This is a genomic window from Streptomyces violascens (assembly GCF_014649955.1).
Classification (GTDB): Bacteria; Actinomycetota; Actinomycetes; order Streptomycetales; family Streptomycetaceae; genus Streptomyces; species Streptomyces violascens.
In genome coordinates this window covers 90,052-115,059 of sequence record NZ_BMUA01000010.1, presented here as the reverse complement: position 1 = coordinate 115,059, position 25,008 = coordinate 90,052, and the positions used below count along the sequence as shown (strand labels likewise).

General features: G+C 71.4%; 19 protein-coding genes. 3 read left to right on the top strand and 16 right to left on the bottom strand.

From position 1 onward, the window contains the following. Positions 1-8 precede the first annotated feature (8 nt). The 5 genes from IE206_RS21100 to IE206_RS21080 are packed head-to-tail and all read right to left on the bottom strand — an operon-like array spanning position 9 to position 6,493. Positions 9-1,583 (bottom strand): acyl-CoA carboxylase subunit beta, encoded by a 1,575-nt coding sequence (locus tag IE206_RS21100; RefSeq protein ID WP_373300960.1) that lies wholly within the window; start codon positions 1,581-1,583, stop codon positions 9-11. After that, positions 1,576-2,625 (bottom strand): Gfo/Idh/MocA family protein, encoded by a 1,050-nt coding sequence (locus IE206_RS21095; protein ID WP_189964267.1) that lies wholly within the window; start codon positions 2,623-2,625, stop codon positions 1,576-1,578. Before IE206_RS21095 ends, IE206_RS21100 begins: the two co-directional genes overlap by 8 nt. Then, a complete protein-coding gene (locus IE206_RS21090) occupies positions 2,618-4,075 on the bottom strand; it encodes an NDP-hexose 2,3-dehydratase family protein (protein ID WP_189964264.1) in 1,458 nt (485 codons plus the stop codon). Before IE206_RS21090 ends, IE206_RS21095 begins: the two co-directional genes overlap by 8 nt. Before the next feature lie 51 nt (positions 4,076-4,126). Continuing rightward, positions 4,127-5,428 (bottom strand): lipopolysaccharide biosynthesis protein RfbH, encoded by a 1,302-nt coding sequence (rfbH, locus tag IE206_RS21085; protein ID WP_189964263.1) that lies wholly within the window; start codon positions 5,426-5,428, stop codon positions 4,127-4,129. A gap of 39 nt (positions 5,429-5,467) precedes the next feature. Beyond that, positions 5,468-6,493: an NAD-dependent epimerase/dehydratase family protein gene (locus tag IE206_RS21080; RefSeq protein ID WP_226598954.1), complete on the bottom strand. Its 1,026-nt coding sequence runs from the start codon at positions 6,491-6,493 to the stop codon at positions 5,468-5,470. Between the two features lie 122 nt (positions 6,494-6,615). Between IE206_RS21080 and IE206_RS21075 the strand changes: the two genes are divergently transcribed. Next, a complete protein-coding gene (locus IE206_RS21075) occupies positions 6,616-7,239 on the top strand; it encodes a dTDP-4-dehydrorhamnose 3,5-epimerase family protein (RefSeq protein ID WP_189964260.1) in 624 nt (207 codons plus the stop codon). 118 nt (positions 7,240-7,357) lie between these two features. Here the strand turns inward: IE206_RS21075 and IE206_RS21070 are convergent, their stop codons facing one another. The 5 genes from IE206_RS21070 to IE206_RS21050 all read right to left on the bottom strand — a co-directional run bounded on the left by IE206_RS21070 (position 7,358) and on the right by IE206_RS21050 (position 12,925). Continuing rightward, positions 7,358-8,962: an FAD-dependent oxidoreductase gene (locus IE206_RS21070; RefSeq protein ID WP_226598955.1), complete on the bottom strand. Its 1,605-nt coding sequence runs from the start codon at positions 8,960-8,962 to the stop codon at positions 7,358-7,360. Next, the gene (rfbB, locus tag IE206_RS21065) at positions 8,959-9,987 is read right to left on the bottom strand and encodes a dTDP-glucose 4,6-dehydratase (RefSeq protein ID WP_226598956.1); all 1,029 of its coding nucleotides are present in this window, start codon (positions 9,985-9,987) and stop codon (positions 8,959-8,961) included. The genes IE206_RS21070 and rfbB overlap by 4 nt, the downstream gene beginning before the upstream one ends. Further along, positions 9,984-11,051: a glucose-1-phosphate thymidylyltransferase gene (locus tag IE206_RS21060; protein ID WP_189964257.1), complete on the bottom strand. Its 1,068-nt coding sequence runs from the start codon at positions 11,049-11,051 to the stop codon at positions 9,984-9,986. Before IE206_RS21060 ends, rfbB begins: the two co-directional genes overlap by 4 nt. A 96-nt stretch (positions 11,052-11,147) precedes the next feature. Further along, a complete protein-coding gene (gene ssuE / locus IE206_RS21055) occupies positions 11,148-11,723 on the bottom strand; it encodes an NADPH-dependent FMN reductase (RefSeq protein WP_189964254.1) in 576 nt (191 codons plus the stop codon). Between the two features lie 59 nt (positions 11,724-11,782). Next, positions 11,783-12,925 carry a MupA/Atu3671 family FMN-dependent luciferase-like monooxygenase gene (locus IE206_RS21050; protein ID WP_189964251.1) on the bottom strand — a complete coding sequence of 381 codons (1,143 nt, stop codon included), beginning with the start codon at positions 12,923-12,925 and terminating at the stop codon, positions 11,783-11,785. Positions 12,926-13,338: 413 nt separating this feature from the next. Here IE206_RS21050 and IE206_RS21045 point away from each other — a divergent pair, with 413 nt between their 5' ends. Continuing rightward, on the top strand, positions 13,339-14,862 hold the full coding sequence (locus IE206_RS21045; protein ID WP_189964247.1) for a class I adenylate-forming enzyme family protein: 1,524 nt from the start codon (positions 13,339-13,341) through the stop codon (positions 14,860-14,862). A gap of 49 nt (positions 14,863-14,911) precedes the next feature. After that, positions 14,912-15,175 carry a phosphopantetheine-binding protein gene (locus IE206_RS21040; RefSeq protein ID WP_189964245.1) on the top strand — a complete coding sequence of 88 codons (264 nt, stop codon included), beginning with the start codon at positions 14,912-14,914 and terminating at the stop codon, positions 15,173-15,175. Between the two features lie 311 nt (positions 15,176-15,486). Here IE206_RS21040 and IE206_RS21035 read toward each other — a convergent pair whose 3' ends face one another. From IE206_RS21035 to IE206_RS21010, 6 genes are read right to left on the bottom strand one after another with little or no spacing between them, the layout of a single operon-like run. Further along, on the bottom strand, positions 15,487-16,653 hold the full coding sequence (locus tag IE206_RS21035) for a nucleotide disphospho-sugar-binding domain-containing protein (protein ID WP_189964242.1): 1,167 nt from the start codon (positions 16,651-16,653) through the stop codon (positions 15,487-15,489). Then, complete coding sequence (locus tag IE206_RS21030) at positions 16,541-18,307, bottom strand: MFS transporter (protein ID WP_189964239.1); 1,767 nt, start codon at positions 18,305-18,307, stop codon at positions 16,541-16,543. Before IE206_RS21030 ends, IE206_RS21035 begins: the two co-directional genes overlap by 113 nt. Further along, positions 18,304-19,473, bottom strand: a complete 1,170-nt coding sequence (locus IE206_RS21025; protein WP_189964236.1) for a glycosyltransferase — start codon at positions 19,471-19,473, stop codon at positions 18,304-18,306. Before IE206_RS21025 ends, IE206_RS21030 begins: the two co-directional genes overlap by 4 nt. After that, positions 19,461-20,627 carry a nucleotide disphospho-sugar-binding domain-containing protein gene (locus IE206_RS21020; protein WP_189964233.1) on the bottom strand — a complete coding sequence of 389 codons (1,167 nt, stop codon included), beginning with the start codon at positions 20,625-20,627 and terminating at the stop codon, positions 19,461-19,463. Before IE206_RS21020 ends, IE206_RS21025 begins: the two co-directional genes overlap by 13 nt. Next, complete coding sequence (locus IE206_RS21015) at positions 20,615-23,773, bottom strand: non-ribosomal peptide synthetase (RefSeq protein ID WP_189964231.1); 3,159 nt, start codon at positions 23,771-23,773, stop codon at positions 20,615-20,617. The genes IE206_RS21020 and IE206_RS21015 overlap by 13 nt, the downstream gene beginning before the upstream one ends. Next, complete coding sequence (locus tag IE206_RS21010) at positions 23,770-24,972, bottom strand: nucleotide disphospho-sugar-binding domain-containing protein (RefSeq protein WP_189964227.1); 1,203 nt, start codon at positions 24,970-24,972, stop codon at positions 23,770-23,772. Before IE206_RS21010 ends, IE206_RS21015 begins: the two co-directional genes overlap by 4 nt. Between the last annotated feature and the right edge of the window lie 36 nt (positions 24,973-25,008).

Below are 25,008 nucleotides of genomic sequence, written 5' to 3'. Positions count from 1 at the left end.
CTCACTCCTTACTGCGGGGGATTTCCGTGCTTGCGGGACGGCAGGTCGGCGTGCTTCGTGCGGAGCATCGCCAGGGCCGCGGCCAGTACCGCCCTCGTCTCGGCAGGGTCGATCACGTCGTCCACCAGGCCCCGCTCGGCCGCGTAGTACGGGTGCATCAGCTCGGACTTGTACGCTGCGATCTTCGACGCCCGCACCGCCTCCGGATCGTCCGAACCCGCTATCTCCCGGCGGAAGATGACGTTCGCCGCGCCCTCCGCGCCCATCACCGCGATCTCGTTCGTCGGCCAGGCGTAGGTCAGGTCGGCGCCGATGGACTGGGAGTCCATGACGATGTACGCGCCACCGTACGCCTTGCGCAGGATCAGGGAGATGCGGGGCACCGTCGCGTTGCAGTACGCGTACAGGAGCTTCGCGCCGTGGCGGATGATGCCGCCGTGCTCCTGCGAGACGCCCGGCAGGAAGCCCGGCACGTCGACCATGGTCAGCAGCGGGATGTTGAACGCGTCGCAGAGCTGGACGAAGCGGGCCGCCTTTTCGCTCGCCTCGATGTCCAGCACACCCGCCAGGAACTGCGGCTGGTTCGCCAGGATGCCCACCACCCGGCCGTCGATCCTGGCAAGGGCGCAGATGATGTTGCGGGCCCAGTGCTCGTGGACCTCAAGGAGGTCGCCGTGGTCGACGATCTCCTCCAGGACCTTGCGCATGTCGTACGGGCGGTTGCCGTCCGAGGGCACCAGGTCGAGCAGCACGTCGTTGCGGCGGTCCGCCGGGTCGTCCCCCGCGGGCAGGGGCGGGGGCATCTCCCTGTTGTTGGAGGGGAGGAGAGAGATCAGATAGCGGACCTCCGCCAGGCACGTCTCCTCGTCGTCGTGGACGAAGTGGGCCACACCCGAGACCCCGGCGTGGACGTCCGCGCCGCCGAGCCCGTTCTGGGTGATCTCCTCGCCCGTCACCGCCTGCACCACGTCCGGGCCGGTGATGAACATCTGCGACGTTTCCCGGACCATGAAGACGAAGTCCGTCAGGGCGGGGGAGTAGGCGGCGCCGCCCGCGCACGGGCCCAGCATCACCGAGATCTGCGGGATCACCCCCGACGCGCGAGTGTTGCGCTGGAAAATGCCGCCGTACCCGGCCAGCGCGGAGACGCCCTCCTGGATACGGGCTCCCGCGCCGTCGTTCAGCGACACCAGCGGCGCCCCCGCCGCGATCGCCATGTCCATGATCTTGTGGATCTTCGTCGCATGCGCCTCGCCCAGGGCGCCGCCGAAGATGCGGAAGTCATGGGCGTACACGAAGACCGTCCGGCCTTCCACCGTTCCCCAGCCGGTGACCACGCCGTCCGTGTACGGCTTCTTCGCCTCCAGGCCGAAGCCCGTGGCACGGTGCCGGCGCAGCTGCTCGACCTCCTGGAAGGTGCCCGGGTCCAGGAGCAGGTCGATGCGCTCGCGCGCGGTCAGCTTGCCCTTGGCGCGCTGGGCCTCGGTCGCCTTCTCGCTGGGGCCGAGCTTGGCCTGCTCGCGCAGTACGTGCAGTTCGGCGACGCGCACCGCCGCGGTCTGCGGCGGCGGCTGCTCAGTCACGGTCACGGTCGGTCCCTTCCTGTCGCGGAGTCGAAGAAGTTGGAGAGCTGAAAGAAGTCGAGGGAGCGGACGAGATCGCCCTCGCCCGCACCGCGTCCAGCAGGGTCGCCTGCTCCAGGCACTCCCCGGCGTCCGGTGACTCGATGGCGCCCGAGCGCACCGCGCGGACGAACGCCCGGACCGTGGCGGCCACTTGGTCGTGCGGGGCAAGCGTCAGCTCGCGCGGGCCGTGAGCGTCGGTGATCCACACCTCCGGCTTGTGGTCGGCGGGCGGCGTGAACGCCGGCTCGACGCGGATCCGGCCCTCGCTGCCCCACAGTTCGTACGCCGAGCGGTACGCGTGCTCCATGCCGAAGGCCAGCTGGCCGAGGACGCCTGCGGGGGAGCGGAGAAGCACCGCGCCCGAAGTTTCCACCGCCGAGCCGCCCGCGTTCTCCAGGGCGGCGCCGACGATCTCCAGACCCGTACCGAGGAAGTACAGCGCGGCCCGCACCGGGTAGTAGCCGACGTCCAGGAGGGCGCCGCCGCCGAGTTCCGGGCGGTGCCTGATGTTCCCGGCGGGCAGCGCCGGGATCGCGAACGCCGCGCTGAACGCGCGGAGTTGACCGATCGCACCGCTCGCCACCAGCTCCCGTACGACCGAGTGCTGGGGATGGTGGACGAACATGACGTTCTCCATCAGCACCAGGCCCGAGGCACGCGCGAGGGCGAGCAGCGCCTCGGTGGTCGGCCGGTCGGCGGTGAGCGGCTTCTCGGCCAGGACGTGCTTGCCCGCGCGCAGCGCCCGGCCCGCCCACTCGGCGTGCAGGGAGATGGGCAGCGGCACGTACACCGCGTCCACATCGTCGCGGGCGAGGACCGCGTCGTACGACTCGACCGCCGCGCAGCCGAACTGGTCCGCGACCTCCTTGGCGCGCCCGCCGTCCCGGCTGGCCACCGCGGTGAGCTCGACGTCCGGGTCGGCCGCCATGGCGGGCAGCACCCGGCGGCGGGCGATGTCGGCGGTGCCGAGGACGGCGATGCGCAGGGGTCGATCAGTCATCCGTCAGATGTCCCATGGCGTTGAGGCAGGCGAGGAGTGTCCTGGCCTGCACATTGACGTAGTGTCCGTGCTTGATCAGCGCCGTCAGCTGACTGATCGTTACCCACTGATAGCCGGTCGGTGGCTCAATAGGGGCGTCCTGTTCGTCGGCCTCGATGACCAGGTAGCGGTTCTCGGCGTACAGGAACCGGCCGCCCTCCTCCGAGTGGATGGCGTCGTAGCGGATGCGGTCGGGGGCCGCCTGAAGGACGAGATCCAGGAACGGAGGGCGGACCTGGAGGCCCTCGAAGTTGTCCGGCGAGCACTGCACGGTGGGGGCCAGTTCGACCGTGTCGAGGAAGCCGCCCTCGACCTTGGCGTTGGCCAGGACGTGCAGGACGCCGTCGAACGAACGGGTCAGGAAGGCCGCGATACCGCGGCTGCACGGCTCGATCAGGGGCTGCGTCCAGCTCGTCACCTCGCGGTTGCCGGCCTGCACCTCCACCGCGACCACGTTGAACCAGCGGCCGTCGTCCTTGCCGATGCGCGCCTCGTCCCGGGTCCAGCCCGGCACGTCGTCCAGCGGTATCCGGTCGGCCTGCACGTCGTAGCGCGAACGCTCCGAGGTGAACCAGGACAGCAGGTCGACATCGGTGAGCAGTGCGCCCGCCTCGGGGTCGCGCGAGCGCACCAGGGACTGGCTGAAATCGTCCCCCCGCACGGCGCCCGCGCGGTAGGCGGGCAGACAGGCCAGGACCGTGCGCGAGTCCATGTTCACCAGGTTGTCCCGGTGCAGGAGTTCGGATATCTGACCCAGCGTCAGCCAGCAGAAGTCCTCGTCGAGCGGGACGTCGCCGTCCACCTCGACGATCATGTTGCGGTTGCTCTTGTGGTAGAACCACGAGCCGTGCTCGGACTGAAGCACGTCGGCGAGGACGCGGCCCCGCCCGCTGCCCGTGAAGTACTCGATGTACTTGACGTCCGTGCCCTGGTGGACCTTGGTGTAGTTGCTGCGGGTGGCCTGGACGGTCGGGGAGAGCTGGAGCAGATTGCGGTTGCCCGGCTCCATCTTGGCCTGCATCAGGAAGTGCAGGACGCCGTCGAACTCCTTCACCAGGATGCCGAGGATTCCGACCTCGGGCTGCTTGATGATGGGCTGGTACCACTCCTTGTGGGGGCCGTCGTCGGTCGTGACGTGCAGCCCTTCCACGCTGAAGAAACGGCCGCTGGAGTGCACCAGGTTCCCGGTGTCCGGCTCGAAGGACCAGCCGCGCAGCTTGGAGAACGGGATGCGCTCGATGTGGAAGCGGCCCGCCTTCCTGCGCTCGGCGAACCAGTGGTGGAACTCCCCGGTGGTCAGGAGCCCGCCGGCGGAGGCCGCGGACGCCGCGATCCGGTCGGCGACCGACACCGGCTCACGGGGCTGGACCACCGGCTGAAGCTCAGTCAGCTCCGCAAGTGTCGACGACATGTACGCTCTCTCCTCGTCAAGGGTGCTGTGGTGGAGGGGTGTCGGAGGCCGTCACCAGCCGGCGACGAAGTCCCGGATCGAGGACGTCATGAAGTCGGTGTGCTCGTCGGTGAGCCCCGGATAGACGCCGATCCAGAAGGTCTGCTCGGTGATGATGTCGGAGTTGGTCAGGTCGCCCACGATCCGGTGCGGGGCGTCGACGTAGGCGGGCTGGCGGGTCAGATTGCCGGCGAACAGGTTGCGGGTGCCGATCTTCCGCTCTTCGAGGAAGTTCACCAACTCCTTGCGCTTGAACGGCGCGTCGGGGTCGACGGTGATGACGAAACCGAACCAGCTGGGCTCGCTGCCGAGCGTCGCCTCGGGCAGGATCAGGTGCGGTACACCCTCCAGGCCCTCGCGCAGCCGCTGCCAGTTGCGGCGGCGGGCGGCGGTGAAGTCGTCGACCTTGTCGAGCTGGGTCAGGCCGAGGGCGGCCTGGAGGTCGGTGGCCTTCAGGTTGTAGCCGATGTGCGAGTAGATGTACTTGTGGTCGTACCCGGCCGGCAGGGTGCCCAGCTGGTACTGGAAGCGCTTGAAGCAACGGTCGCTCTCGCCCGGCTCGCACCAGCAGTCCCGGCCCCAGTCGCGCAGCGACTCCACGATCCGGGCGAGCGCCAGGTTCGAGGTCAGCACGCAGCCGCCCTCGCCCATCGTCAGGTGGTGCGCCGGGTAGAAGCTGACCGTCGTCAAGTCGCCGAAGGTGCCGGTGAGTTGACCGTTGTAGAGGGAGCCCACCGCGTCGCAGTTGTCCTCGATGAGGAAGAGGTCGTTCTCCTCGGCGATCTGCGCCACCTCGGCGACCTCGAACGGGTTGCCGAGCGCGTGCGCGACCATGATGGCCCGGGTCTTGGGGCCGACGGCGGCCTTGATGCGCTCGGCGGTCGTGTTGTACGTCTTCAGCTCGACGTCCACGAAGACCGGGATGAGGCCGTTCTGCAGGATCGGGTTGACGGTGGTGGGGAAGCCCGCGGCCACCGTGATGACCTCGTCGCCGGGCTGGAGGCGGCGGTCCTCCAGGTGCGGCGAGGTGAGCGCCGACATGGCCAGCAGGTTGGCCGAGGAACCGGAGTTCACCAGGTGGGCCTTGCGCCGCTTCATGTAACGGGCGAAGCGGGACTCGAACTTGCGGGAGCTGGTGCCGGCGGCTATCCGCATGTCGAGGGCCGCCTCCACGAGCGCCACTCTGTCGGCCGGTTCCAGGACCGCGCCGGACGGCCAGATCTCGCTGACTCCCGGCACGAACTCGCGGGACGGTTCCTTCTCCAGGTGGTACTCCCGCACAGAATCGAGAATCCGTGCCTTGGTGTCACTCATTTTGGCTGCCTCCATGGTCGTCAGTTCGGCACGAAGCCCTCAGCGGTGATCCGACAGGGCCATCGTCGTGGGGGCGACTTGAAGGGCACTGGACAACGACTCGCGATGGGCCCCGGCGCGGGCGTGGGCCAGCAGATCGCGCAGCGAATCGTCCAGACTCCGCCGCGGTGACCAGCCGAGAAGCCGCCGCGCGCGCCCGATGTCCATGCGCTGCCACTCGGCCTCGGGGGGCCGTCCGCCCGCGCTCGGCGCCTCGACGATCTCGGCGGCCGCGCCCGCCAGTTCGGTCAGCCGCAATACCAGGCTGCGCACCGAAGTCGCCTGCCCGCCGCCGATGTTGAGGACCTGCCCGCTCGTCCCGGAGCGCGCCGCGGCGAGCGCCGCGTCCGCGACGTCCCGTACGTCCACGAAATCGCGGTGGGCGAGCAGCGGGGCGAGCCGCAGCGGTTCGGGGGCGGACGTGGCGAGGTGGTGGGCGACCATGCCGAGCAGGCTCGCCCGGTGGGTGCCGGGGCCCGACACGTTCGAGACGCGAAGGACCAGCCCCTCCGCCTCGCCCGACGCCGTCGCGTCGAGCAGCGCACGGGCCCCCGCCAGCTTCGATCGGCCGTACGGGGTGACCGGCGCGGTCGGGGTGTCCTCGGTGATGCCGGTACGCGGCACCGGGCCGTACTCGTGCACCGAGCCCAGCTGGATCAGCCGGGGCCGCGCGTCGAGCCGGGCAGTCGCGGCCACCAGGTGCTCCACCAGGGCGGCGTTGGCGCGGGTCATGTCGTCCTCGGTGGCCTGCCACACCGCGCCCGCCGCGTTCACCACCGCCCCCGCGCCGCGCTCGGCGAGCAGCCCGGCGATGTGCCCCGGCTCCGCGCTCACGACGTCAAGGGAGATTATTTCGTGGGTAGTTGACGGGTCCTGGGCGCCGCGCGCGATGCCCGTCACCGTCCAGCCCGCCGCGCCGAACACCTCGCAGATGTGCCGGCCCACGAACCCCGTGGCGCCGAGCACCACCACCGACCCGGCTTCGCCGCCGCCTCTGCCGCCTGCTCTTCGGTCGTTCACCGACACCGTTGCTACCTCCTGTATGCGCGGTTTGAGCGGCACTGTGGCGTGTCTCGCTCGGGGACCGCTGGACAGGTGGTCATGCGGCGCTACCGGGACTTGAGTCGGGGCGCCTACCGTCCGGGAACATGAGGATCGAAGAGACCGCCGTACCGGACGCGTACCGCATCATGCCGAAGCTGCTGACGGACCCCCGCGGCAGTTTCCACGAGTCGTACCGCTACGACCTGCTGGCCGCCGAGACCGGGCACGAGTTCGTGCCGCGCCAGGTCAACTACTCCGCCTCCTCGCGCAATACGGTGCGCGGACTGCACGGCGTGGCCATTCCGCCGGGCCAGGCGAAGCTGGTGAGCTGCGTGCGCGGGGCGCTGCTCGACGTGGTCGTCGACGTACGGCTGGGATCCCCCACGTTCGGCGAGCACGTGACCACGGTTCTGGACGCGCGGGACGGGCGGGCGATGTTCGTGGCGGAGGGGCTCGCGCACGGGTTCGTGGCGCTGACCGACGACACGTGCATCAGCTATCTCTGCTCCACGGAGTACGTGCCGGGTACGCAGCTCGATCTGCGGGCGTTCGACCCGGAGCTGGGATTGCCGTGGGCTCGCTGGCTCACGGGGGAGGCGCTGCTGTCCGAGAAGGATGCGGCGGCGCCTACGGTCGCCGAGGCTGCTGAGCTCGGGTTGCTGCCCACCTATGCGCAGTGCCTCTCCCTTTACGGGAGGGGTGAGGAGGGGCAGCGGGCTGCTGCCTAGCACCCGGGGGGCTCCGCCCCCGGGCCCCGCTCCTCAAACGCCGGAGGGGCTGCATGTTGCCCAGCACACGACTTGGGCCCGCCACCGGATTCATCCGGGGCGGGCCCAAGTCGTGTTCTCAGTAGGTCGGTTGACGTGCTTCTGTCGGGTGGATTCCCAGGGAGGTCAGTGCGTTCGACGGGGACTCCTTTGCTGTGCCCCTCGCGGCCAGGTAGCCGTCGGGGCGGATCAGGAGCCAGGTGCCCTCGGGGGCGCCCAGGGCCGTGGACAGATGGCCGGCCGGGTCGGACAGGGTGTCCGGGCCGGGGGCGTTCACCGTGCGGATGCGTACCGAGGGGCCGTAGTGGTCCTCGGGGGCCGCGCCGAAGGTGAGCAACAGCCATTCCGGGCGCTGGAGTTCACCTATCAGGTCCTGCCAGCCCGGGCTTTCGGCCAGGTCCGGTGCTGTTACGCGGGCCACTCGCTCGCCGGGGCGCACACCACCGGACTCGACCGACGGGTGGGCCAGCGGGCCCGCCGCGTAGCCGAGGCCGAGGGCCGACATGCCGCCCATGATCTTGCGCTGGATGCGGCCCTTGACCGGGGGCAGGGAGCGCAGGACCGTGAACGCGGCGCGCAGGGCGGCCGCCGCCCTGCGGCTGCGGAGCTGGACCAGCATCGTCGCCATCTTGGTGGTGCGCAGCAGCTCCGCGCCCACCGGGACGCGTTCGTCGCTGTAGCTGTCCAGGAGCGCGTCCGGGGCCTCGCCGCGCAGGACCGTGGCGAGCTTCCAGGACAGGTTGACCGCGTCCTGGACGCCCGTGTTCATGCCCTGTCCGGAGGCCGGGCTGTGGACGTGCGCCGCGTCACCGGCGAGCAGCACCCGGCCGTTGCGCATCTGGCCGATCATGCGCTGCTGGATGGTGAACACCGAGACCCAGGAAGGCGATTCGACCACGGCGGGTTTGCCCGTACCGGTGGTGATCTTCGCCGAGAAGCGCCGGGCCACCATCGCGTCGTCGCCGCCGTAGGACGTCTCCGCGGTGTCGAGCAGGCGCCACTTGCCGGGCTCGGGGAACGGCACCATCATCACGGTGCCGGTGGGCGTGCGCATCCAGTGGATGCTGTCCTTCGGCAGGTCGCAGTGGACGGTGGCGTCCGCGATGAGCCAGGTCTCGCTCGACTCGCCTTCGAGCTTGAGGCCGAGCTGCTTGCGGATGGTGCTGTGGCCGCCGTCCGTGCCGACCAGCCAGTCGGCCGTCACGGTTTCCGTGGTTCCGTCGGCGTGGGTGAGGTGGGCGCGTACGCCCTCGGAGCCCAGGTCCTCGAACTCGGTGAGGCGTACGCCCCACTCGACCTCGACGCCGCGGCGGGCCGTCGCGGTGCGCAGCACCTCCTCGGTGATGACCTGGTCGACCATCAGCGTGAACGGGAAGCGGGTGGGAAGCCGGCTGTAGTCCGTGTCGAAGCGGATCAGGCGGCGGCCGTTCTGGTGCAGCGTGAAGTGCTCCACCCGCTGGCCGCGTGGAAGCAGCTCGTCCAGGATGCCCATCTGGTCGTACGTCTCAAGCGTGCGGGCGTGCGTGGCGAGCGCCCGGCTGGTGGTGGCCGGGCCGGCCGCCGCGTCCACGAGCCGCACCCGCACACCGTGCCGGGCCAGCTCGTGGGCGGCGCTCAGCCCGACCGGACCGGCGCCCACGACCAGCACCTGAGGTGCGGGCGCCGTTTCGCTGAGCAGTGTCACTTCTGGCCCTCCTGCGGCGCGTGCTTGACCGCCTTCCACCAGCCCGGGTTGTCGCGGTACCAGGCGGCGGTTGCGGCGAGGCCGTCCTCGAAGGAGATGCGCGGCGCGTAGCCGAGCTCCTCGGCGATCTTGGCCTCGCTGAGCGAGTAGCGCAGGTCGTGGCCCTTGCGGTCGGCGACCCGGACCACCTTCGACCAGTCGTTGCCGGTCAGCTCCAGCAGGCGCTCGGTGATCTGGCGGTTGGTCTGCTCGTTGCCGCCGCCCACGTTGTAGATCTCGCCGGCGCGGCCCTTGGTGAGGACGAGCTGGATGGCGCGGCAGTGGTCGTCGACGTGCAGCCACTCGCGGATGTTGGCGCCCTCGCCGTACAGCGGGACCGTCTCGCCCTCCAGGAGGTTGGTGACGAAGCGCGGGATGAGCTTCTCGGGGTGCTGGTAGGGCCCGTAGTTGTTGGAGCAGCGGGTGATCGACACGTTCAGGCCGTGGGTGCGCCAGTAGGCGCGGGTGATGAGGTCCGAGCCCGCCTTGGAGGCGGCGTACGGGGAGTTGGGCAGGAGCGGCCACTCCTCGGTCCAGGAGCCCTCGTCGATGGAGCCGTACACCTCGTCGGTGGAGACGTGCACGACGCGCCGGACGCCGGCGCGCAGCGCGGCCTCCATGACGTTCTGGGTGCCGCCGACGTTGGTGGCGATGAACTCGGCGGCCGACTCCAGGGAGCGGTCCACGTGGGACTCGGCCGCGAAGTGGACGACCGCGTCGTGGCCGGGGAACAGCTCCAGGAGCAGCGGCAGGTCGCAGATGTCGCCCTCGACGAAGGTCAGGCGGGGGTGCGAGGCGGGCAGGTTGTCGCGGTTGCCCGCGTAGGTGAGCTTGTCGAGGACGGTGACCTCGGCGTTCTCGTACCCCTCGTAGCCGCCCTGAAGGAGCGTGCGTACGTAGTGCGAGCCGATGAAGCCCGCGCCGCCGGTGACCAGGATCTTGTTCATGCCGCTCTTCTCCGCGCTCTCCGTGTCGGTGTTCGTCATGCCGCGACCTCCACGCGGGTGTGGTCGCCGACCACCAGGCGGTGGTGGCGGCTTGCCAGGTCGATGCCCGTGACCGCGGCGGACCTGCCGAGCAGGGAGCCGTGCAGGCCCCGCACCGCGGAGATCGTCGCGCCGTCCAGGGCGATCGAGTAGTCGAGATGGGTGCCGGACAGGACGCAGTCCCGGCCGATGGACGTGTGCGGTCCGACGTGGCTGTCCTCCAGGACCGTGCCCGCGCCGATCACGACGGGGCCCTCCACGAAGGAGCGGGTGATCTTCGCGCCGGGCTCGACGACGACCGCGCCGATCAGCACGCTCTGGTCGTCGACCTCGCCCTCCACACGGCGCTCGACGGCGTCGAGGAGCATCTGGTTGCACTCCAGGACGTCCTCGACGCGGCCGGTGTCCTTCCAGTATCCGCGGTACTCCTGGGCCCGGACGGTCTGGCCGTCGGTCACCAGCCACTGGATGGCGTCGGTGATCTCCAGCTCGCCGCGCGCGCTCGGCACGATCGAGTCGACGGCCTGGTGGATGGCCGGGGTGAAGAAGTAGACGCCGATGAGCGCCAGGTTGGAGCGCGGCACCGGGGGCTTCTCGACGAGCCGCTCCACGACGCCGGTCGCGTCGACCTCGGCCACACCGAAGGCGCGCGGGTCCTCGACCTGGGCGACGAGCACCTGGGCGGCCGGGCGCAGCGCGTGGAACTCGGCGGCCGCCTCGGCGATGCCCTCGGGGAGCATGTTGTCGCCGAGGTACATCACGAAGTCGTCGTCGCCGAGGAAGTCCTGGGCGAGCTGCACGCACTGGGCGAGCCCCTGGGGGCTCTCCTGCGGGATGTACGTGATCTCGACGCCGAGCCGGGACCCGTCACCGAGCGCCTCGGCTATCTCTTCGACGTGGTTGCCGACGATGATCCCGATCTCGGTGACACCGAGGTCGCGGATGTTGTCGAGCACCCGTTCCAGGACGGGCTTGTTGGCGATCGGGATGAGCTGCTTGGGCATGGAGTAGCTGAACGGGCGCAGTCGGCTTCCCGTACCGCCGCTCAGAACCAGAGCCTTCATGGGGTCCTCTTCTGTCGTGGTTACGTCGTGATCGACACATCAACAGGCAGATGAATAGGTGGAGTTGTGGGGTCAGGGATGGCTCCGCGATGCCGGTCAGGCGGCGGGCACGAGCCGGACGGTCGGGGTGGCGGCCTCGGTGAGGCTCTCCACCAGGTCGGCGAACGTGTCGGTGGCCTCGTGCAGCAGGGCGTCGGTGTCGGGTTCGAGGCCCGCGAAGCCGCCGGGTCCCTTGCGGATGCCGCCGGCGTGCACGAAGAAGCTCATCGAGACGGCTCGCGGCTTCATCGACATCAGCACCGGGCGCAGCCCGTAGTCGAGCGCGAGCACATGGGCGAGCGAGCCGCCCGTGGCAAGGGGCAGTACCACCTTGCCTTCGAGGGCGAACTGCGGCAGTACGTCGAGGAAGGACTTGAGCAGTCCCGAATAGCCCGCCTTGTAGACGGGGGTGGCCAGGACGATGGCGTCCGCCCTCGCGAACTGCTCTGCCGCGTCGGCGAGTTGGGGATGGGTCAGGTCGGCCCGCAGGAGTTCGGCCGCGGGCAGGGTGCGCACGGCGAGCGTCTCCACCCGGTGCCCGCGGCGGGCCAGGCGGTCCGTCGCGAGGGTGAGTACCTGGTGGGTGCTGGAGACCGGCGACGGACTGCCGGAGACGGCGAGGATCGTCGGCATGGACAACCTCCTGATCAAGTGGGTGAAGAGGCTTTTGCGTGGAGTCGGGGGCCGGTGGATCAGGCGGCGAGCACCGGCTCGGCGGGGGTGGCCGCCTCGCGGCGGACCGCGGCGACGCGCTCCAGGGAGGCGAGCACCAGCTCGGGGTCGGCGACGAAGTCCACCAGGCAGGCGATCTCGTCGACGCCGGCCGCGCGCACCCGGCGCGCTGTCTCGGTGCACTCCTCGACCGAGCCGATCAGCGAGTTCCCGGACAGGTAGCGGTTGACGCCGAGCTCGGCGAGCTTGCGCTGGGCCTTCACCGCGGAGAGCACCTCGCGCCCCTGCTTGTTGCCGCTCATCCGGCCGCCGGCCTCGACCGCGAGGGCCTCCAGGTCGATGGCGGAGAGCAGATAGTCGCGCAGGGCGCCGCCGCCCACCTCACGGGCTTCGGCCGCGTCGTCGGCGACATAGGTGTGCATCATGACGGTGACCTTGCCGGGGCCCTCCCAGCCGGCCTCGGCGCGGGCCGCGCGGTACAGGGCGATCTTGTCGGAGAGCGACTCGACGTCCTGGTTCTCCAGGTGGGTCAGGATGTTGCAGCCGAGCCGCCCCGCCTCGCGGAACGTGCCCTCGCTGCGCGACGCGGTCACCCACACCGACAGGTCCTCCTGCACCGGGCGCGGGAAGACGGGCAGGGTGGTCTCCGCGCCGAGCGGGTTGGGGCCGGTCCAGTGGCCGGTGCGCCAGGCGGTCCGGATGTCACCGACATCCTTGATCATCTGCTCGCGCCGGGTCTCGTACTTCTCCGGCGCGATCACGAAGTCGTTGACGTTCCAGCCGGAACCCACCGAGATCGCGACCCGGCCGCCCGAGATGCCGTCCACCATCGCGAAGTCCTCGACGATGCGGGCCGCCGGGTGCAGCGGCGTCACGACGCTGCCGGCCCGGATCTGGATGCGGCTCGTCACCGCGGCGATGGCCGCCGAGGTCACGGCCGGGTTGGGGAAGGCACCGCCGAACCGGTGGAAGTGCCGCTCGGGCGTCGATACGAAACCGAAGCCGAGCTCGTCGGCGCGGCGGGCCGCGTCCAGCATCAGCCGGTAGGTCTCCTCAGCCCGGTCGCCGACCGCGGCGAAGAAGAAGACACCGAAGTCCAGCGGCCGCTTACCTGCCGAGCCGTCCGCACCCTGGCTGCCGGTCTGCCGGGAATCCGCGTTCATTTAGCGCTGCCTCCTTCCCCGTCGGACGTCGTCGCGGCGGGGTCGTCACCATGGGGGCTTGCTGCCCGGCGACACCATGGGACGCCCTCCTCGCACCGGACTTGAGTCCCGGGCAGGCCGCAGCGGCTCCAGTGCGGCTCAAGTCCCTTGCGAGTCCGGCACGTTGTGATGGATTCGAGCAAGATCCGAGGGAGGCTCGGAGGAACCCCCAGGGGCGCGGGACTGTGACATCGTGCGGCTCCGCCGCGTGGGCGCGACCAGCCACGACGGCCCGCAGCCGAAGAACTGCACAACCCGCGGAACGCTGGGTGCGGGCCCGAGGGCCGGCGTCCACCGGCGCTCCAGGGTGGCCCGAGAGCACCCCCTCACGCTCGGGTGACCAACATCCGTTCCGATGACCACGAGGTTGCTGGATGACGACTCAGACGCTGGTTGCCGCGGACACCGGCACCGATACCGTCCCCGGACTGCTCGCGGCGGCCGTGGCCGCCCGGCCCGACGCCCCCGCGGTGCGCGACGCCTCGGGCGTGTGGACCTATGCGGAACTGGACGCCTGGTCACGGGCGTACGCCGACTGGCTCACCGCCCAGGGTGTGGGACACGCGGACCGGATCCTGGTCCGCGTGGGCAACACCCGCGAATTCACCGCCCTGATGTTCGGCGCGCTGCGCCGCGGCATCGCCTTCGTTCCGGTCAACCCGGCGATGAAGCGCTTCCACCTGAACACCGTCGTGCCGGACTGCGACCCGGTCCTCGTGATCGGCCAGGACGCCCAGGACACCGCGATCCTGCGGGAGTTGACGGGGCGTCCGGTCTTCGAGCTCGACGAGGTGCGGCGCGGCGCGGAGGCGCTGTACGACGCCGCGCCCGCCGCGCTCGACGAGGCGCCGGTCGCCCCGGACGACCTGGGGCTGCTCATCTACACCTCGGGCTCCACCTCGGCGCCCAAGGCCGTGGTTAGCACGCACGCCCCGATCGTCTTCGCCGCCCGCGCCATCCAGGCCCGCCTCGACTACCGCGAGGACGACGTCGTCCTGGTCGCGGTGCCCGTCTCCTTCGACTACGGGCTCTACCAGATCCTGCTGTCCGTCATCGCGGGCGCCCAGGTGGTGCTCACCTCGCCGGACCGGCACGTACGGCTGCTCGGCACGCTGCACGAGCACGGGGTGACCGTCGTTCCGCTGGTGCCCTCGCTCGGCGAGATGCTGCTCACGCTGTCGAAGCGGGACCGCCGCGAGGCGCCCCCGGTACGGCTGTTCACCAACACCGGGGCCGCGCTGACCGGGCCCGTCATCGCCCAGCTGCGGGCCGCGTTCCCCAAGGCCCAGGTGTCGCCGATGTTCGGCACCACCGAGTGCAAGCGGATCACCGTGCTCGAACCGGACGGCGACATCGCCCGGCCCGGCTCGGTCGGCCGCGCCCTGGACGGCACCGAGGTGCTGATCCTGGACGACGGCGGCCGGCTCCTGCCGCCCGGCACGGTCGGCGAGATCTGTGTACGCGGACCGCACATCATGACCGGCTACTGGCAGGCCCCGGAGCAGACCGCCCTGCGGTTCCGCCCCGACCCGGTCACCGGCGAGGTCACCCTGCACACCGGCGACTACGGCCACCTCGACGAGGACGGCCACCTCTACTTCGAGGGCCGCCGCGACGACCTGTTCAAGCGCAAGGGCGTCCGCATGGGCACCCTGGAGATCGAGACGGCCGCCCTGGACATCAAGGGCGTGACGGCCGCCGCCGCCCTGGCCCCGGCCGAGGGCCACGACCTCACGCTGTACGCCGTCACCGAGCTGACGGCCGACGAGGTGCTCGCCCAGCTGACGGAGCGCCTGGAGGCCGCCAAGGTCCCGGCCGCCTGCCACCTGCTCGACGAGCTCCCGCTCACCCCGAACGGCAAGACCGACAAGCAGCGGCTGCGCCGCGAACAGAAGTGACCGAAGTGAACGACTCCCCGAGTCAGTAACCCAGTAAGGAGATTCCGCCATGACCACCACTGACGTCTCGTGGGACGCCGGCTTCGAGCAGCTGCTGGCCTCGGTCCTGCCGCGTGTCACGAGCCCCCTCGACCCCGCGCTCGACCTCAAGGCCGTCGGCCTCGACTCGATGGCCACCATCGAGCTCCTGGTCCGTCTGGAGGACCAGTACGACGTGGAGATCCCCGAGGACAAGCTCACGGGCGCGACCTTCGCGACCCCGGGCGCGCTGTGGGCGGTCCTCGCCGCACAGCGCACCGCCGCCCACGCCTGACGGGCACCACAAGTTTCCGCCGCACCATCCAACCCCCCACCCACAACCGTCCTTTGGAGGACACCATGAGCCACCTCATCATCGGTCTCGCCGTCACCGTCGTCGTCTGCCTCGTCGTCAAGTTCGGCGGCGACGCCCTCAAGAAGCGCCGCGGCTGAGCCACCCCGGCAGGGCCGAGGGGGCCCACCGACCACTCCGGTCGGTGGGCCCCCTTCCTTGTGTGCCCACGCACACCACCGCCCCGTGCGGGGCCATGGAGAAGGGCCCCTGCAAGGCGCTGCAAGGGCCCTCGTCCGTAAGGGAGTCGAGGCTCAGGAGGCGACCAGCCCCTCCAGGTCCTCCACCACCCGCGCCGGGCTCGGCATCTCGCTCATGTCGGCGCGCAGCTCCTGGGCGCACTTGAGGTAGCGGGGGTCGTCCAGGACGTCCCGGACCGCCTCGCGGACCTGGCCGGGGTCGTTCTGCGGGGCCGCCTCGCCGAGCACCCGGGCGGCGCCGGCCGCGGCGAGCAGCTCGGCCGAGGCGAACTGGTCGACGATCTGGGGGAGCACCACCTGCGGGAGGCCGAACGCGCACGAGGTGAGCGTGGTGTTCGCACCCCCGTGGTGGATCACGGCGGCGCAGTCGCGCAGGAACAGGTTCAACGGGACTGGCTCAACCACCTTGACGTTGCAGGGCAGTTGGCCGAAGCCCTCGTGGAAGGCGGCGTCCGCCGTCACCACCGCCTCGACGTTCTCCAGGCCCTCGAACGCCGCGATGATCGAGCGGTACAGGCCGGTGCCGTTGAGCACCAGGGTCTGGCGGCCCAGGCACACCACGACGCGGCGCACCCCGTCGGCGGCCGGCCGGTGCAGCCAGTCGGGCACGGTGCCGGTGCCGTTGAACGGCACGTAGCCGATCGGCGCGCCCGGCGCCGCGCTCGGGTGGTGCAGCGCGGGCGGGCACGGGTCGAGCAGCAGCGTCGGGTCGGGCAGGCCGTCCAGGCCGAGGCGCTCGGCGGTTCCGTACAGGAAGTTGCGGGCCGAGGCGCGCGAGGGGCCGCTCAGCGGGTCGACGCCCCAGCGGTGCTGCACGCTCGGGATGCCGAGCGCGCCCGCGACGAGCTGGCCGGCCAGCTCCATCTGCTCCGAGACGATCAGGTCGGGCCCCCACTCCCGGGCGAACTCCAGATAGGAGCTCACCAGATAGCGGGCGTGGGTCTCCCACAGCTTGGTCGTGCCCGCCATCTTCTCCGGCGGGGTCGGGCCCATCAGCTCCAACGGGCGTACGCCGTCGGGGAGGTGGCGCTGGAGGACGTCGAGGCCGTGGAAGCGGTCGCCGATGTCGACGGCCGAGATCCCGGCGGCGCGGGCCGCGTCGGTGACGTCAGGCTGCGCGGCGACCATCACCTCGTGGCCCGCTCCCATCAGCGCCCAGGCCAGCGGCACCATGGGGGTGAAGTGGGTGGGGAAGGGGGTGCTCAGCATCAGTACGCGCATGGTCGTCGTCCTCCTCGGACTGTCGGGCGGCCTCTTCGGCGGGTTCTTGGGTGGCGGTGTCGGCGGACCGGCCCACGGCCGGGTCCTCGGACTTCTCGGCCAGGATGTTCACGTCGACCTCCTTCATGAGCAGGGCGGTCGCCAGCGCGAGCAGCAGGAGTCCGGCGGCCACCAGGAGCAGCGTGGACGTGGCGTGAGCGAAGGCGTCCCTCACCAGGTGGCGGCGGGCCGCGTCGAGCCCGGCGAGCTGCGCGGCCGCGGTGTCCGGGTCCTTGATTCCGGAGGCGCCCGCGGCGGAGGCGAAGCTCTCGCTCAGGACCGCGCCGAGCACGGTGCCGCCGATCGTGGTGCCCAGCATCGTGGCGAACCGCGAGGTGGTGGTGACCACGCCCAACTGGTCGGCAGTGGCGGCCGATTGGGTCATGAACAGCGCGATCGAGGTGACACCGCCCAGGCCCACGCCGAGCAGCAGGAGCAGCACGTCGAGTTCCCAGACGGGCGCGTCGGTCACGGTGAATCCGAGCCCGGCGACCGCGGCGGCCGCCGTCGCCGTCGTGGTCACCAGGACCGCCTTGCACTTCCCGGTACGGGTGATGATCTTGCCCCAGCCGAGGAACACCAGGACCACACCGACGGCGAGCGGGATCAGATGGAGGCCGACGGCGTCGAGGGACACTCCCCGCACGATGTTCAGGTAGTTGATGAAGAACACCGGCAGCGAGAGCAGCGCGAAGCCGCCCACGAACTGGAGGATCGCCGCGGGCCGGAACACCTTGTCCTTGAACAGGGTGAGCGGCATCAGCGGATCGGCCGCCTTCAACTGCCGGGTCACGAAGGCGCCCGCCATCAACACGCCGCCGTAGAAGTAGGGCAGCACCGGTCCGGAGAACGACTTGTGCTCCCCGTACGCCTTGACGCCGAGCAGCAGGGCGCAGGTGGCGGCCGCGATCAGGACCGAGCCGAGGATGTCGACCTTCTGCCGGGTGCCCTTCACCGGGAGCCGCAGTGCCCAGGCCACGCCCACGAGCGCGAGCCCGGCGACCGGCACGTTGAACAGGAAGATCCAGCGCCAGGACAGGTTCTCGCTGAGCGGTCCGCCGATCATGGGCCCGGCGATGATGCCGGCCGCGATGAGCGCGCCGCCCGCGTTCGAGCGCCCGGCCCGGGACTTGGGCGGGTACAGGGTGGCGATCACGATGAGCGTCATGCTCATGAGGCCGCCGCCGCCGAGCCCCTGGACCGCGCGGAAGACGATCAGCTGGGTGAGCGAGTGCGCGGTCGCGCACAGCGCGGAGCCCGCGAGGAACGTGCCGAGCGCCGCGAGGTAGATCCGGCGCGGCCCATAGCTGTCGCTGAGCCTGCCGTACAGCGGCTGTGCGGCCGTCGCGGCGAGGAGGTACGCGGTGATCAGCCAGGGGAAGCGGTCGATGCCGTGCGCCGGGTCGAGGTCGCGCACGATGGGCAGGACGGCCGAGGAGATGATCGAACCGTCCAGCAGGGCCAGCGTCATGATGGCCATCGCGCAGACCATGAACACCAGGACCTTGATGTCGCTCATGCCGTACGGATTGGGCTTCTTCTCCTTGGCAGCCTTGGTGGCGGCCTTGGTTTCCGTCTCGGCGGGGGTGGTTTCGGCGGTCACGTCCGTGCTCACGCCAGTACCTCCTGACGTGTCGTCAATTCTTCGAGCAGGGTCACGGTCTCGGCCGGGGCCGGCATGGCATGGATCTCGGCGCGCAGACGCTGGGCGCCGGACTTGTACGTGGGCTCGGTGAGCAACTTCCGGATGCTGTCGGCCAGTTCGGCACCGCTGTTCTGCCGCTCGGCCGTGTCCAGGGTGATTCCCGTGCCCGCGGCGGCCACCTTGTCGCCCGCCAGGAACGTCTCGTCGAGCTGGGGGAGCACGAGCTGCGGGATGCCCAGCGCGGCCGCGGCCAGGGTGGAGCCGGGCCCGCCGTGGTGGATCACGAGGTCGGCGCCGGGGAAGAGCAGGCCGGGGGCGGTCTCGGCGGAGTACGCCAGGCCCGCCGGCAGGGCGCCGATCGCGGCCCGGTGCTCGGGGGCCGCGGAGACAACCGCCTCCACACCGCCCGCCGCGGCCAGCGCGTCGACGATCCGGCGCACCAGTGGGGCGCCGTCGAGGTCGAGGGTGTAGCCGCCGAGCGCCACCGCGACCCGGCGCCCGGGCGGGGCCGCGTACGTCCAGGGCGTTCCGTCGCCGGTGTGCGGCACGGGGCGGATCGGCCGGGCGGCCGGAGCCTCGGTGCTCGCGAGCGTGGGCGGCGCCGGGTCGAGGATCAGGTCCGGCCCGGGTACGGAGCCGAGGCCGAGCCGCTCGCACAGCGGGCCGAGCCACATCCGGGTCTGGCCGAGCATGAACGTGGTCGTGGGGGCCACACCCCAGCGGTGCCACACGCTCGGGATGCCGAGCACCTTGGCCACGACCGGGCCGGCGAACTCCATGTGGTCACAGATCACCAGGTCGGCCCGCCACTCCCGGGCGAGCTCCAGGTAGTCGTACAGGAAGTACGGGGCGTGGTTGCGCCACATCTGGGCGGCGCCGTCGATCTGCTGGGCCGGCGGGCGGCCCACCACCTCGATGGGGCGCAGGCCCTCGGGCCGTCGGCCCCGGCGCAGATCCATGTAGTGGAAGGCCTCGCCGAACGTGGCGGTGGCGAGGCCCGCCGCCTCGGCGGGGCCGGTGACGTCGGGCTGCCCCGCGACGAGCACCTCGTGACCCGCGCCGGTGAGCGCCCGGGCCAGCGGCAGCATGGGCAGGAAGTGCGTGTCGACGGGGGTGCTGATGATCAGTGCGCGCATCGGAGGTTCTCCAGGTCACGGACGACGGCGGCGGGGCTGGGCATGGCGGCCATGGTCTCGGCGAGGACGGTCGAGCCCTTGGCGATCCGCTCCGAGGCGAGCAGGGTGCGCACGGCCTCGGCTACCTGGGCCGGGTCGTTCTGCGCCTCGGCCGTGCGCAGGGTCAGACCGGCGTCGGCGGCGGCGAGCAGGTCGCCGCCCTCGAACTGGTCGACCAGCTGCGGCATGATCAGCTGCGGGACGCCGAAACTGGCCACGGCGAGCAGGGTGTTGGCGCCGCCGTGGGTGACCACCGCGTCCGTGGTGTCGAGGAAGCCGTTGAGCGGCGTCGGCGGGATGATGGTGACGTTGGACGGGATGGTGCCGAGCTCGTCGACGAACTCCTCCTGCACGGTCATCACCGCGTCGGTCTCCGGCAGGTCGCCGAAGGCCTGGACGATGCCGCGGAACATGGGGAGCCCGCCGAGCGAGATGGTCTGGCGGCCCATGGTCACGCAGACCCGGGGCTTGTCGCCGCGCCGGCGCAGCCAGCTCGGCACAGGGCCGGTGCCGTTGAACGGAATGTGCCGGATCGGCGCGCCCGCCGGTGCGCCCGCCACGAGCAACTGCGGCGGCGCCGGGTCGAGCAGCAGGTCGATCTTGGGCAGGCCGCCCTCGATGCCGAGGCGCTCACAGGTCCCCTGGAGGAGGTCCTCGGCGGTGGCCCGCATCAGGTGGCTCATCGGGTCGACGCCCCAGCGGTGCGAGACCACCGGGATCTTGTGGACGCCGCCGATCAGGCAGGCGACCCAGTCGAAGATCTCCGAGATCACCAGGTCCGGCTTGAACGCGTCGGCGACCTCCAGGTACTTGGGCGCCATGTAGCGGGTGTGGAGGACCCACACCCGGGAGCCGATCATGGTCATCTTCGGGGTGAGCGGCCCGACGATCTCGATGGGCCGCTTGTTCGGCGGCAGCGGCGGGCTGAGCAGGTCCTTGCCGAAGAACTGCCGTCCCACGGTGACCGTGTTGAGGCCCGCCGAACGGGCCATCGGAATGATGTCGGGCTGCCCGGCGACCAGGACCTCGTGCCCGGCGCCGCGCAGCGCCCAGGCCAGCGGCACCATGCAGGTGAAGTGGGTGGACTCGGGGCTGCTCAGGATCAGTACACGCATGAGGTGTCCTTGGATGTGATGGGAGCGGCGGGGGCCTCGGCCCAGGGCTCGGGGCCGCGGCGCAGGCCCTCGGTGTACGCGGTCACCACCCGGTCCGCGATCTCGGCCGGGATGCGGTCGGTGCGTACCGAGGCGGTGATCAGGGCGCCGTCCGCGGTGGTGCGGACGTCCAGCTCCAGCTCGGTGAACATGGTGGGCGCGCCGATGCGGGACAACTGTGCGGTGCAGTCGGTGAGTTCGAGCCTCGGATCCGGGTCGTCCTGCATCAGGAAGCTCGGCATCGGGCGAAGGGACTCGCCGCCGCCGGTCAGGACCACGGTGCGGGCCAGCTGGGCACCGCCGGTCTCCTGGGCGGCGAGCGCCTCGTCGACATGGGTCACCGCCTGCTCCAGGAGTCCGGAGCCGTCGTCCTTGTGCGGCGGCCAGAAGCGCAGGAACAGCAGGTCGACGCGGCAGCTGACGGCGGAGGCGAGCACCTCACTGCCGCGGCGGGCCACCGGCACCTTGACCGCGATGTCCGGCTGTCCGGTCAAGTCCCGCAGTACGAGACCGAATTGGGCCGCGAGCATCGCGAAGCGGGTGGTGCCGAGCGCGCGGGCCCGCTCGTCCCAGCGGGCGAGTTCGGCGTTGGTCACGGCGAGAGAGGGGGAGTAGCCGGGCCCGGCGTTGAGGTCGTTGTCGGCCCGGCCCGGCAGCTCCAGGGGCTCCTGGAGCTCCAGGTGGTCCTCCCAGTACTCGGCCTGCGCCGCCAGGTCCACCCGGGAGATCACCCGGCGGTGGTCGGCGGACACCTCGGCCAGGGTCGCGGCCGGTGCGGGGAACCTTGGGGCGCGGCCCGCGAGCCGGGCGGCGTAGGCGAGGGAGAGGTCCCTGGCGAGCACCGTCTCGGAGGCTCCGTCGAACGCCACGTGGTGGGCGACCAGGCCGAACAGGGTCCGCGTGGTGTCCTCGGCGCGCACGACGGCGCACCGCCACACCTCGGCGTCGCGAACGGCGAGCGGGGTGAGCGCGGCGGCCAGCCACGCGGTGGCGGCGGCCGCCTCGTCGGCGGCGTCGGGCAGCCGGATCATCGTGGCCGCGGCCGGGACCTCGGGCACCACCGCGTACCCGATCTCGTTGTTGCGGATCAAGTAACGGGCGTGCAGGGCCTGGTGGCGCAGATGCACGTCGCCGACGGCGGCCGTGAGGGCGTCGGTGTCGACCGGTCCCTCGATCCACCAGGTCATCCGGCACAGACCGCCGAGCCCGTCCTTGTCGTGGGCGGCGGCGAACAGGAAGCCGGACTGCTCGGGCGGCAGCGGGATCTCGCCGGGCTCCAGGCCCGGCACCGGGGCGTCGGCGGCCTCGGCCGAACGCGCGGTGGCGTCGAGCCAGTCGGCGAGCCGGCGCACGGTGGGGGTGCGGAAGATCTGCGAGGGCTGCACGGCCGCGCCGAGCACCGCGTCCAGGTGCTGGCACAGCCGGGCCGCTTCCAGGGAGCTGCCGCCGAGCTCGAAGAACGAGACGTCGCCCGGCACCCGCTCGGTGCCGAGCACGGTACGGAACCCGTCGGCGACCAGGGCCTCCGTGCCCTCGAAGGACTCGGCGGGCGCCTCGGCGCGCTCCTGCTCCGGGCGGACCCGCGCGGCCAGCTCACGCCGGTCGATCTTGCCGTTCGCCAACTGCGGGAAGTCGTCGAGGAGGTGGACCCGGCGCGGCACCAGATACTCGGGCAGCAGCTCGGCAAGGCGCTCGCGCAGCTCCTCCGGGCCGGTCCCGCCCTCGCCACGCGTATAGAACAGAGCGAGCCCGTGGTAGGAGCCGTCGGGCTTGGGCATCGGCACCACCGCCGCGCCGGTGACCGTGGCCACCCGTTCCACGGTGCGCTCCACCTCGGCGGGCTCGATCCGGTGACCCCGGATCTTGATCTGGCGGTCGCCGCGGCCGGTGTAGTGGAACACGCCCTCGGCCGACCGGTTCCCCAAGTCGCCCGTACGGTAGAGGCGTTGGAGCCTGCCGTCGATCTCCGCCTCGACGAAGACCTCCTCGGTCAGCGCGGGGTTGCCGAGGTAGCCGCGGGCCAGGCCCGGGCCGCCCAGGCACAGCTCGCCGGTCTCGCCCGGCGCGCACACCCGGGTGTCGTCCAGGACGTACACATCGGTGTGCGCGAGCGCGTGGCCCAGCGGGATGCCGGCCGGGTCGTCGCAGTCCTCGGGCCGCACCTCGTGCCCGGTGACGACGGCCCCGCACTCGACGGGCCCGTACACATTGAGCAGCCGGATGCCGGGGTGCTCGGCGAGGAAGGCGCGCACCCGCGGTGGGGCCGCCCGTTCGCCGCCGATGGACAGCCACTTCATCCCGGCGAAGGCGCCCACATCGGTGGTGACCAGCATGTTGAACAGCTGCGTCGTCATGAACGCGGCGTTCACGCCCTCTTCGGCGATCAGCGCGCGCAGGGTGCGCGGCACCAGGACCGTCTCGTCGAGCAGTACGGTCCGCCCGCCGGTGAGCAGCATGCTCCAGCAGTCCAGGGTGAAGCCGTCCCAGGTCGGGGGAGCGGTCTGCGGCATCACGGTGCCGGGGCCGAGCTCGGCGTAGAAGTCGCCGTCGAACAGGCGCACCGCGTTCTCGTGGCTCGACACCACGCCCTTGGGGGTGCCGGTGGAGCCGGAGGTGAAGAACACCGAGCAGGCGTCGGCGCCGGTCACCGCGACCGGCGCCGGGGTCAGGCCGCGCGCCGCGGTGAGGGTCAGGTCCTCGGCCGGCGGTGTCCAGGTGGGAACGGACCACTCGCCGTCCGTGGTGGTCACCAGGAGCGGCGCGCCCAGCTGGCCGATCACTCCTTCGAGCCGGTCGACGGGCCAGCGGGCGTCCAGGAACGAATAGGCGGCCCCGCACTTGAACAGCGCGAGCAGGACGGCGATCAGCGGGGTGCCGCGCTCCATGAGGACCGGCACCAGATGCCCGCGGCGCACGCCGTGGGCCTGCAGCAGCGCCGCGTATCCGTCGGAGGCGGCGTCCAGGTCGCGGTAGGAGACACCGACTCCCCGGTGGGACACGGCGGTTGCGCCGGGAAAGCGGCGGGCCGCGTCCTGGAAGAGGCCGTGCATCGTCTCGCCCCGCACGAAGCGGTGCGTGCCCGTCGTGGGCTCAAGGAGTACGGTCATCGTCTTCCTGTCTCCTCAGGTGTGGGAACGTTCGTGTGACCGGCTCTCACGCACTTGGCCAGGAAGCCCACGAGCTGGTCGGGGGTGGGCATCCGGTCGGTCTCGGCCCGCAGCGCCTTCGACCGCTCCCGGTACGAGGGCCGCGTCAGCAGGTCCTGGACGGCCGCGCCGACCGCGCCCTCCTCGGCGTCGGCGGGCAGCGCGGTGCCCGCGCCGGACGCGCGCACCAGATGGGACCAGTGCTCCTGGAAGGCGTTGCGCGGAAGGAGCAGCTGGGGCAGTCCGTGGGTGACGGCGATGAGCCCGCTGCCGACGCCGCCGTGGTGGACAAGGGCGTCGCAGTGCGCGAGCAGCACGTCGAGCGGGAACGACTCCACCATCCGTACGCCGTCGGGGAGTTGGCCGGTATTGGCCGCCTGCTCCGGGGTGACCGCGAGGACCACGTCGGTGTCCAGGTCGAGCAGGGAGCGGACCACGTGGTCGCGCACCTCGTCCAGGGCGGAGGTGGTGACCCCGCCCGTCACGCAGACCAGCGGCCGGCCCGAGGGCCGCTCGGAGCGCAGCCACTCGGGCAGCGCGGCCGGACCCGCGAACGGGACGTAGCGCATGTTGGCGCGGCGCACCCCGTGCGGCGGGCGAAGGCCCGGCGGGCACGGGTCGATCCACACCGAGGGGCCGACCACCGGATCGGCGCCGAAGCGCTCGAAGAGCTCGGCGTAGGAGGGGCGCAGCTCCGCCTCGCTCTCGCAGTGCACACCGAGCGAGACGCCCCAGGTGTGGCCGACCGCCGGAACCTTGATCGCGGCGGCGGCCACCAGGCCCGCGGCCGCCGCGGTGTCGTGCACCACGATGTCCGGGCGCCAGAAGCGGGCGAAGTCGACGAGGTCGTCGGTCAGGGTGTCGGCGACGGCGATCATCTTCTCGATGAGCGCCTCGCTCAGGTCGGCGTCGAGCACGGCAACCGAGTCGGCTGCCGCCTTCAACCGCCCGGGACCCAGGCCGAGTTGACGGGCCGCCACCTCCGCGGTGGCGGCCTCGTCACCGACGGGCACGGCCACCAGGCCGGCCCGGGTGACCGGGGCCACGCACTGGGGCCGCACCGCCACCCGCACCTCGTGGCCCGCAAGACGGCAGGCCCAGGCGAGCGGGATGATCCAGGGGACATGGGCCGGGCCGTGCCCCACGAACAACACGCGCATTCAGTTGCCTCACTCCATCGCGTACGGTCAGTGGCA

Bases quoted from the DNA above. Each gene is read 5' to 3' on its own strand.
- IE206_RS21095 (WP_189964267.1), bottom strand. From the start codon at position 2,625: ATGACTGATCGACCCCTGCGCATCGCCGTCCTCGGCACCGCCGACATC.
- IE206_RS21010 (WP_189964227.1), bottom strand. From the start codon at position 24,972: ATGCGCGTGTTGTTCGTGGGGCACGGCCCGGCCCATGTCCCCTGGATC.
- IE206_RS21050 (WP_189964251.1), bottom strand. From the start codon at position 12,925: ATGAACGCGGATTCCCGGCAGACCGGCAGCCAGGGTGCGGACGGCTCG.
- IE206_RS21020 (WP_189964233.1), bottom strand. From the start codon at position 20,627: ATGCGTGTACTGATCCTGAGCAGCCCCGAGTCCACCCACTTCACCTGC.
- IE206_RS21015 (WP_189964231.1), bottom strand. From the start codon at position 23,773: ATGACCGTACTCCTTGAGCCCACGACGGGCACGCACCGCTTCGTGCGG.
- IE206_RS21060 (WP_189964257.1), bottom strand. From the start codon at position 11,051: ATGAAGGCTCTGGTTCTGAGCGGCGGTACGGGAAGCCGACTGCGCCCG.
- rfbH (WP_189964263.1), bottom strand. From the start codon at position 5,428: ATGAGTGACACCAAGGCACGGATTCTCGATTCTGTGCGGGAGTACCAC.
- IE206_RS21045 (WP_189964247.1), top strand. From the start codon at position 13,339: ATGACGACTCAGACGCTGGTTGCCGCGGACACCGGCACCGATACCGTC.
- IE206_RS21025 (WP_189964236.1), bottom strand. From the start codon at position 19,473: ATGCGCGCACTGATCATCAGCACCCCCGTCGACACGCACTTCCTGCCC.
- rfbB (WP_226598956.1), bottom strand. From the start codon at position 9,987: ATGACGAACACCGACACGGAGAGCGCGGAGAAGAGCGGCATGAACAAG.
- IE206_RS21040 (WP_189964245.1), top strand. From the start codon at position 14,912: ATGACCACCACTGACGTCTCGTGGGACGCCGGCTTCGAGCAGCTGCTG.
- IE206_RS21035 (WP_189964242.1), bottom strand. From the start codon at position 16,653: ATGCGCGTACTGATGCTGAGCACCCCCTTCCCCACCCACTTCACCCCC.
- ssuE (WP_189964254.1), bottom strand. From the start codon at position 11,723: ATGCCGACGATCCTCGCCGTCTCCGGCAGTCCGTCGCCGGTCTCCAGC.
- IE206_RS21075 (WP_189964260.1), top strand. From the start codon at position 6,616: ATGAGGATCGAAGAGACCGCCGTACCGGACGCGTACCGCATCATGCCG.
- IE206_RS21090 (WP_189964264.1), bottom strand. From the start codon at position 4,075: ATGTCGTCGACACTTGCGGAGCTGACTGAGCTTCAGCCGGTGGTCCAG.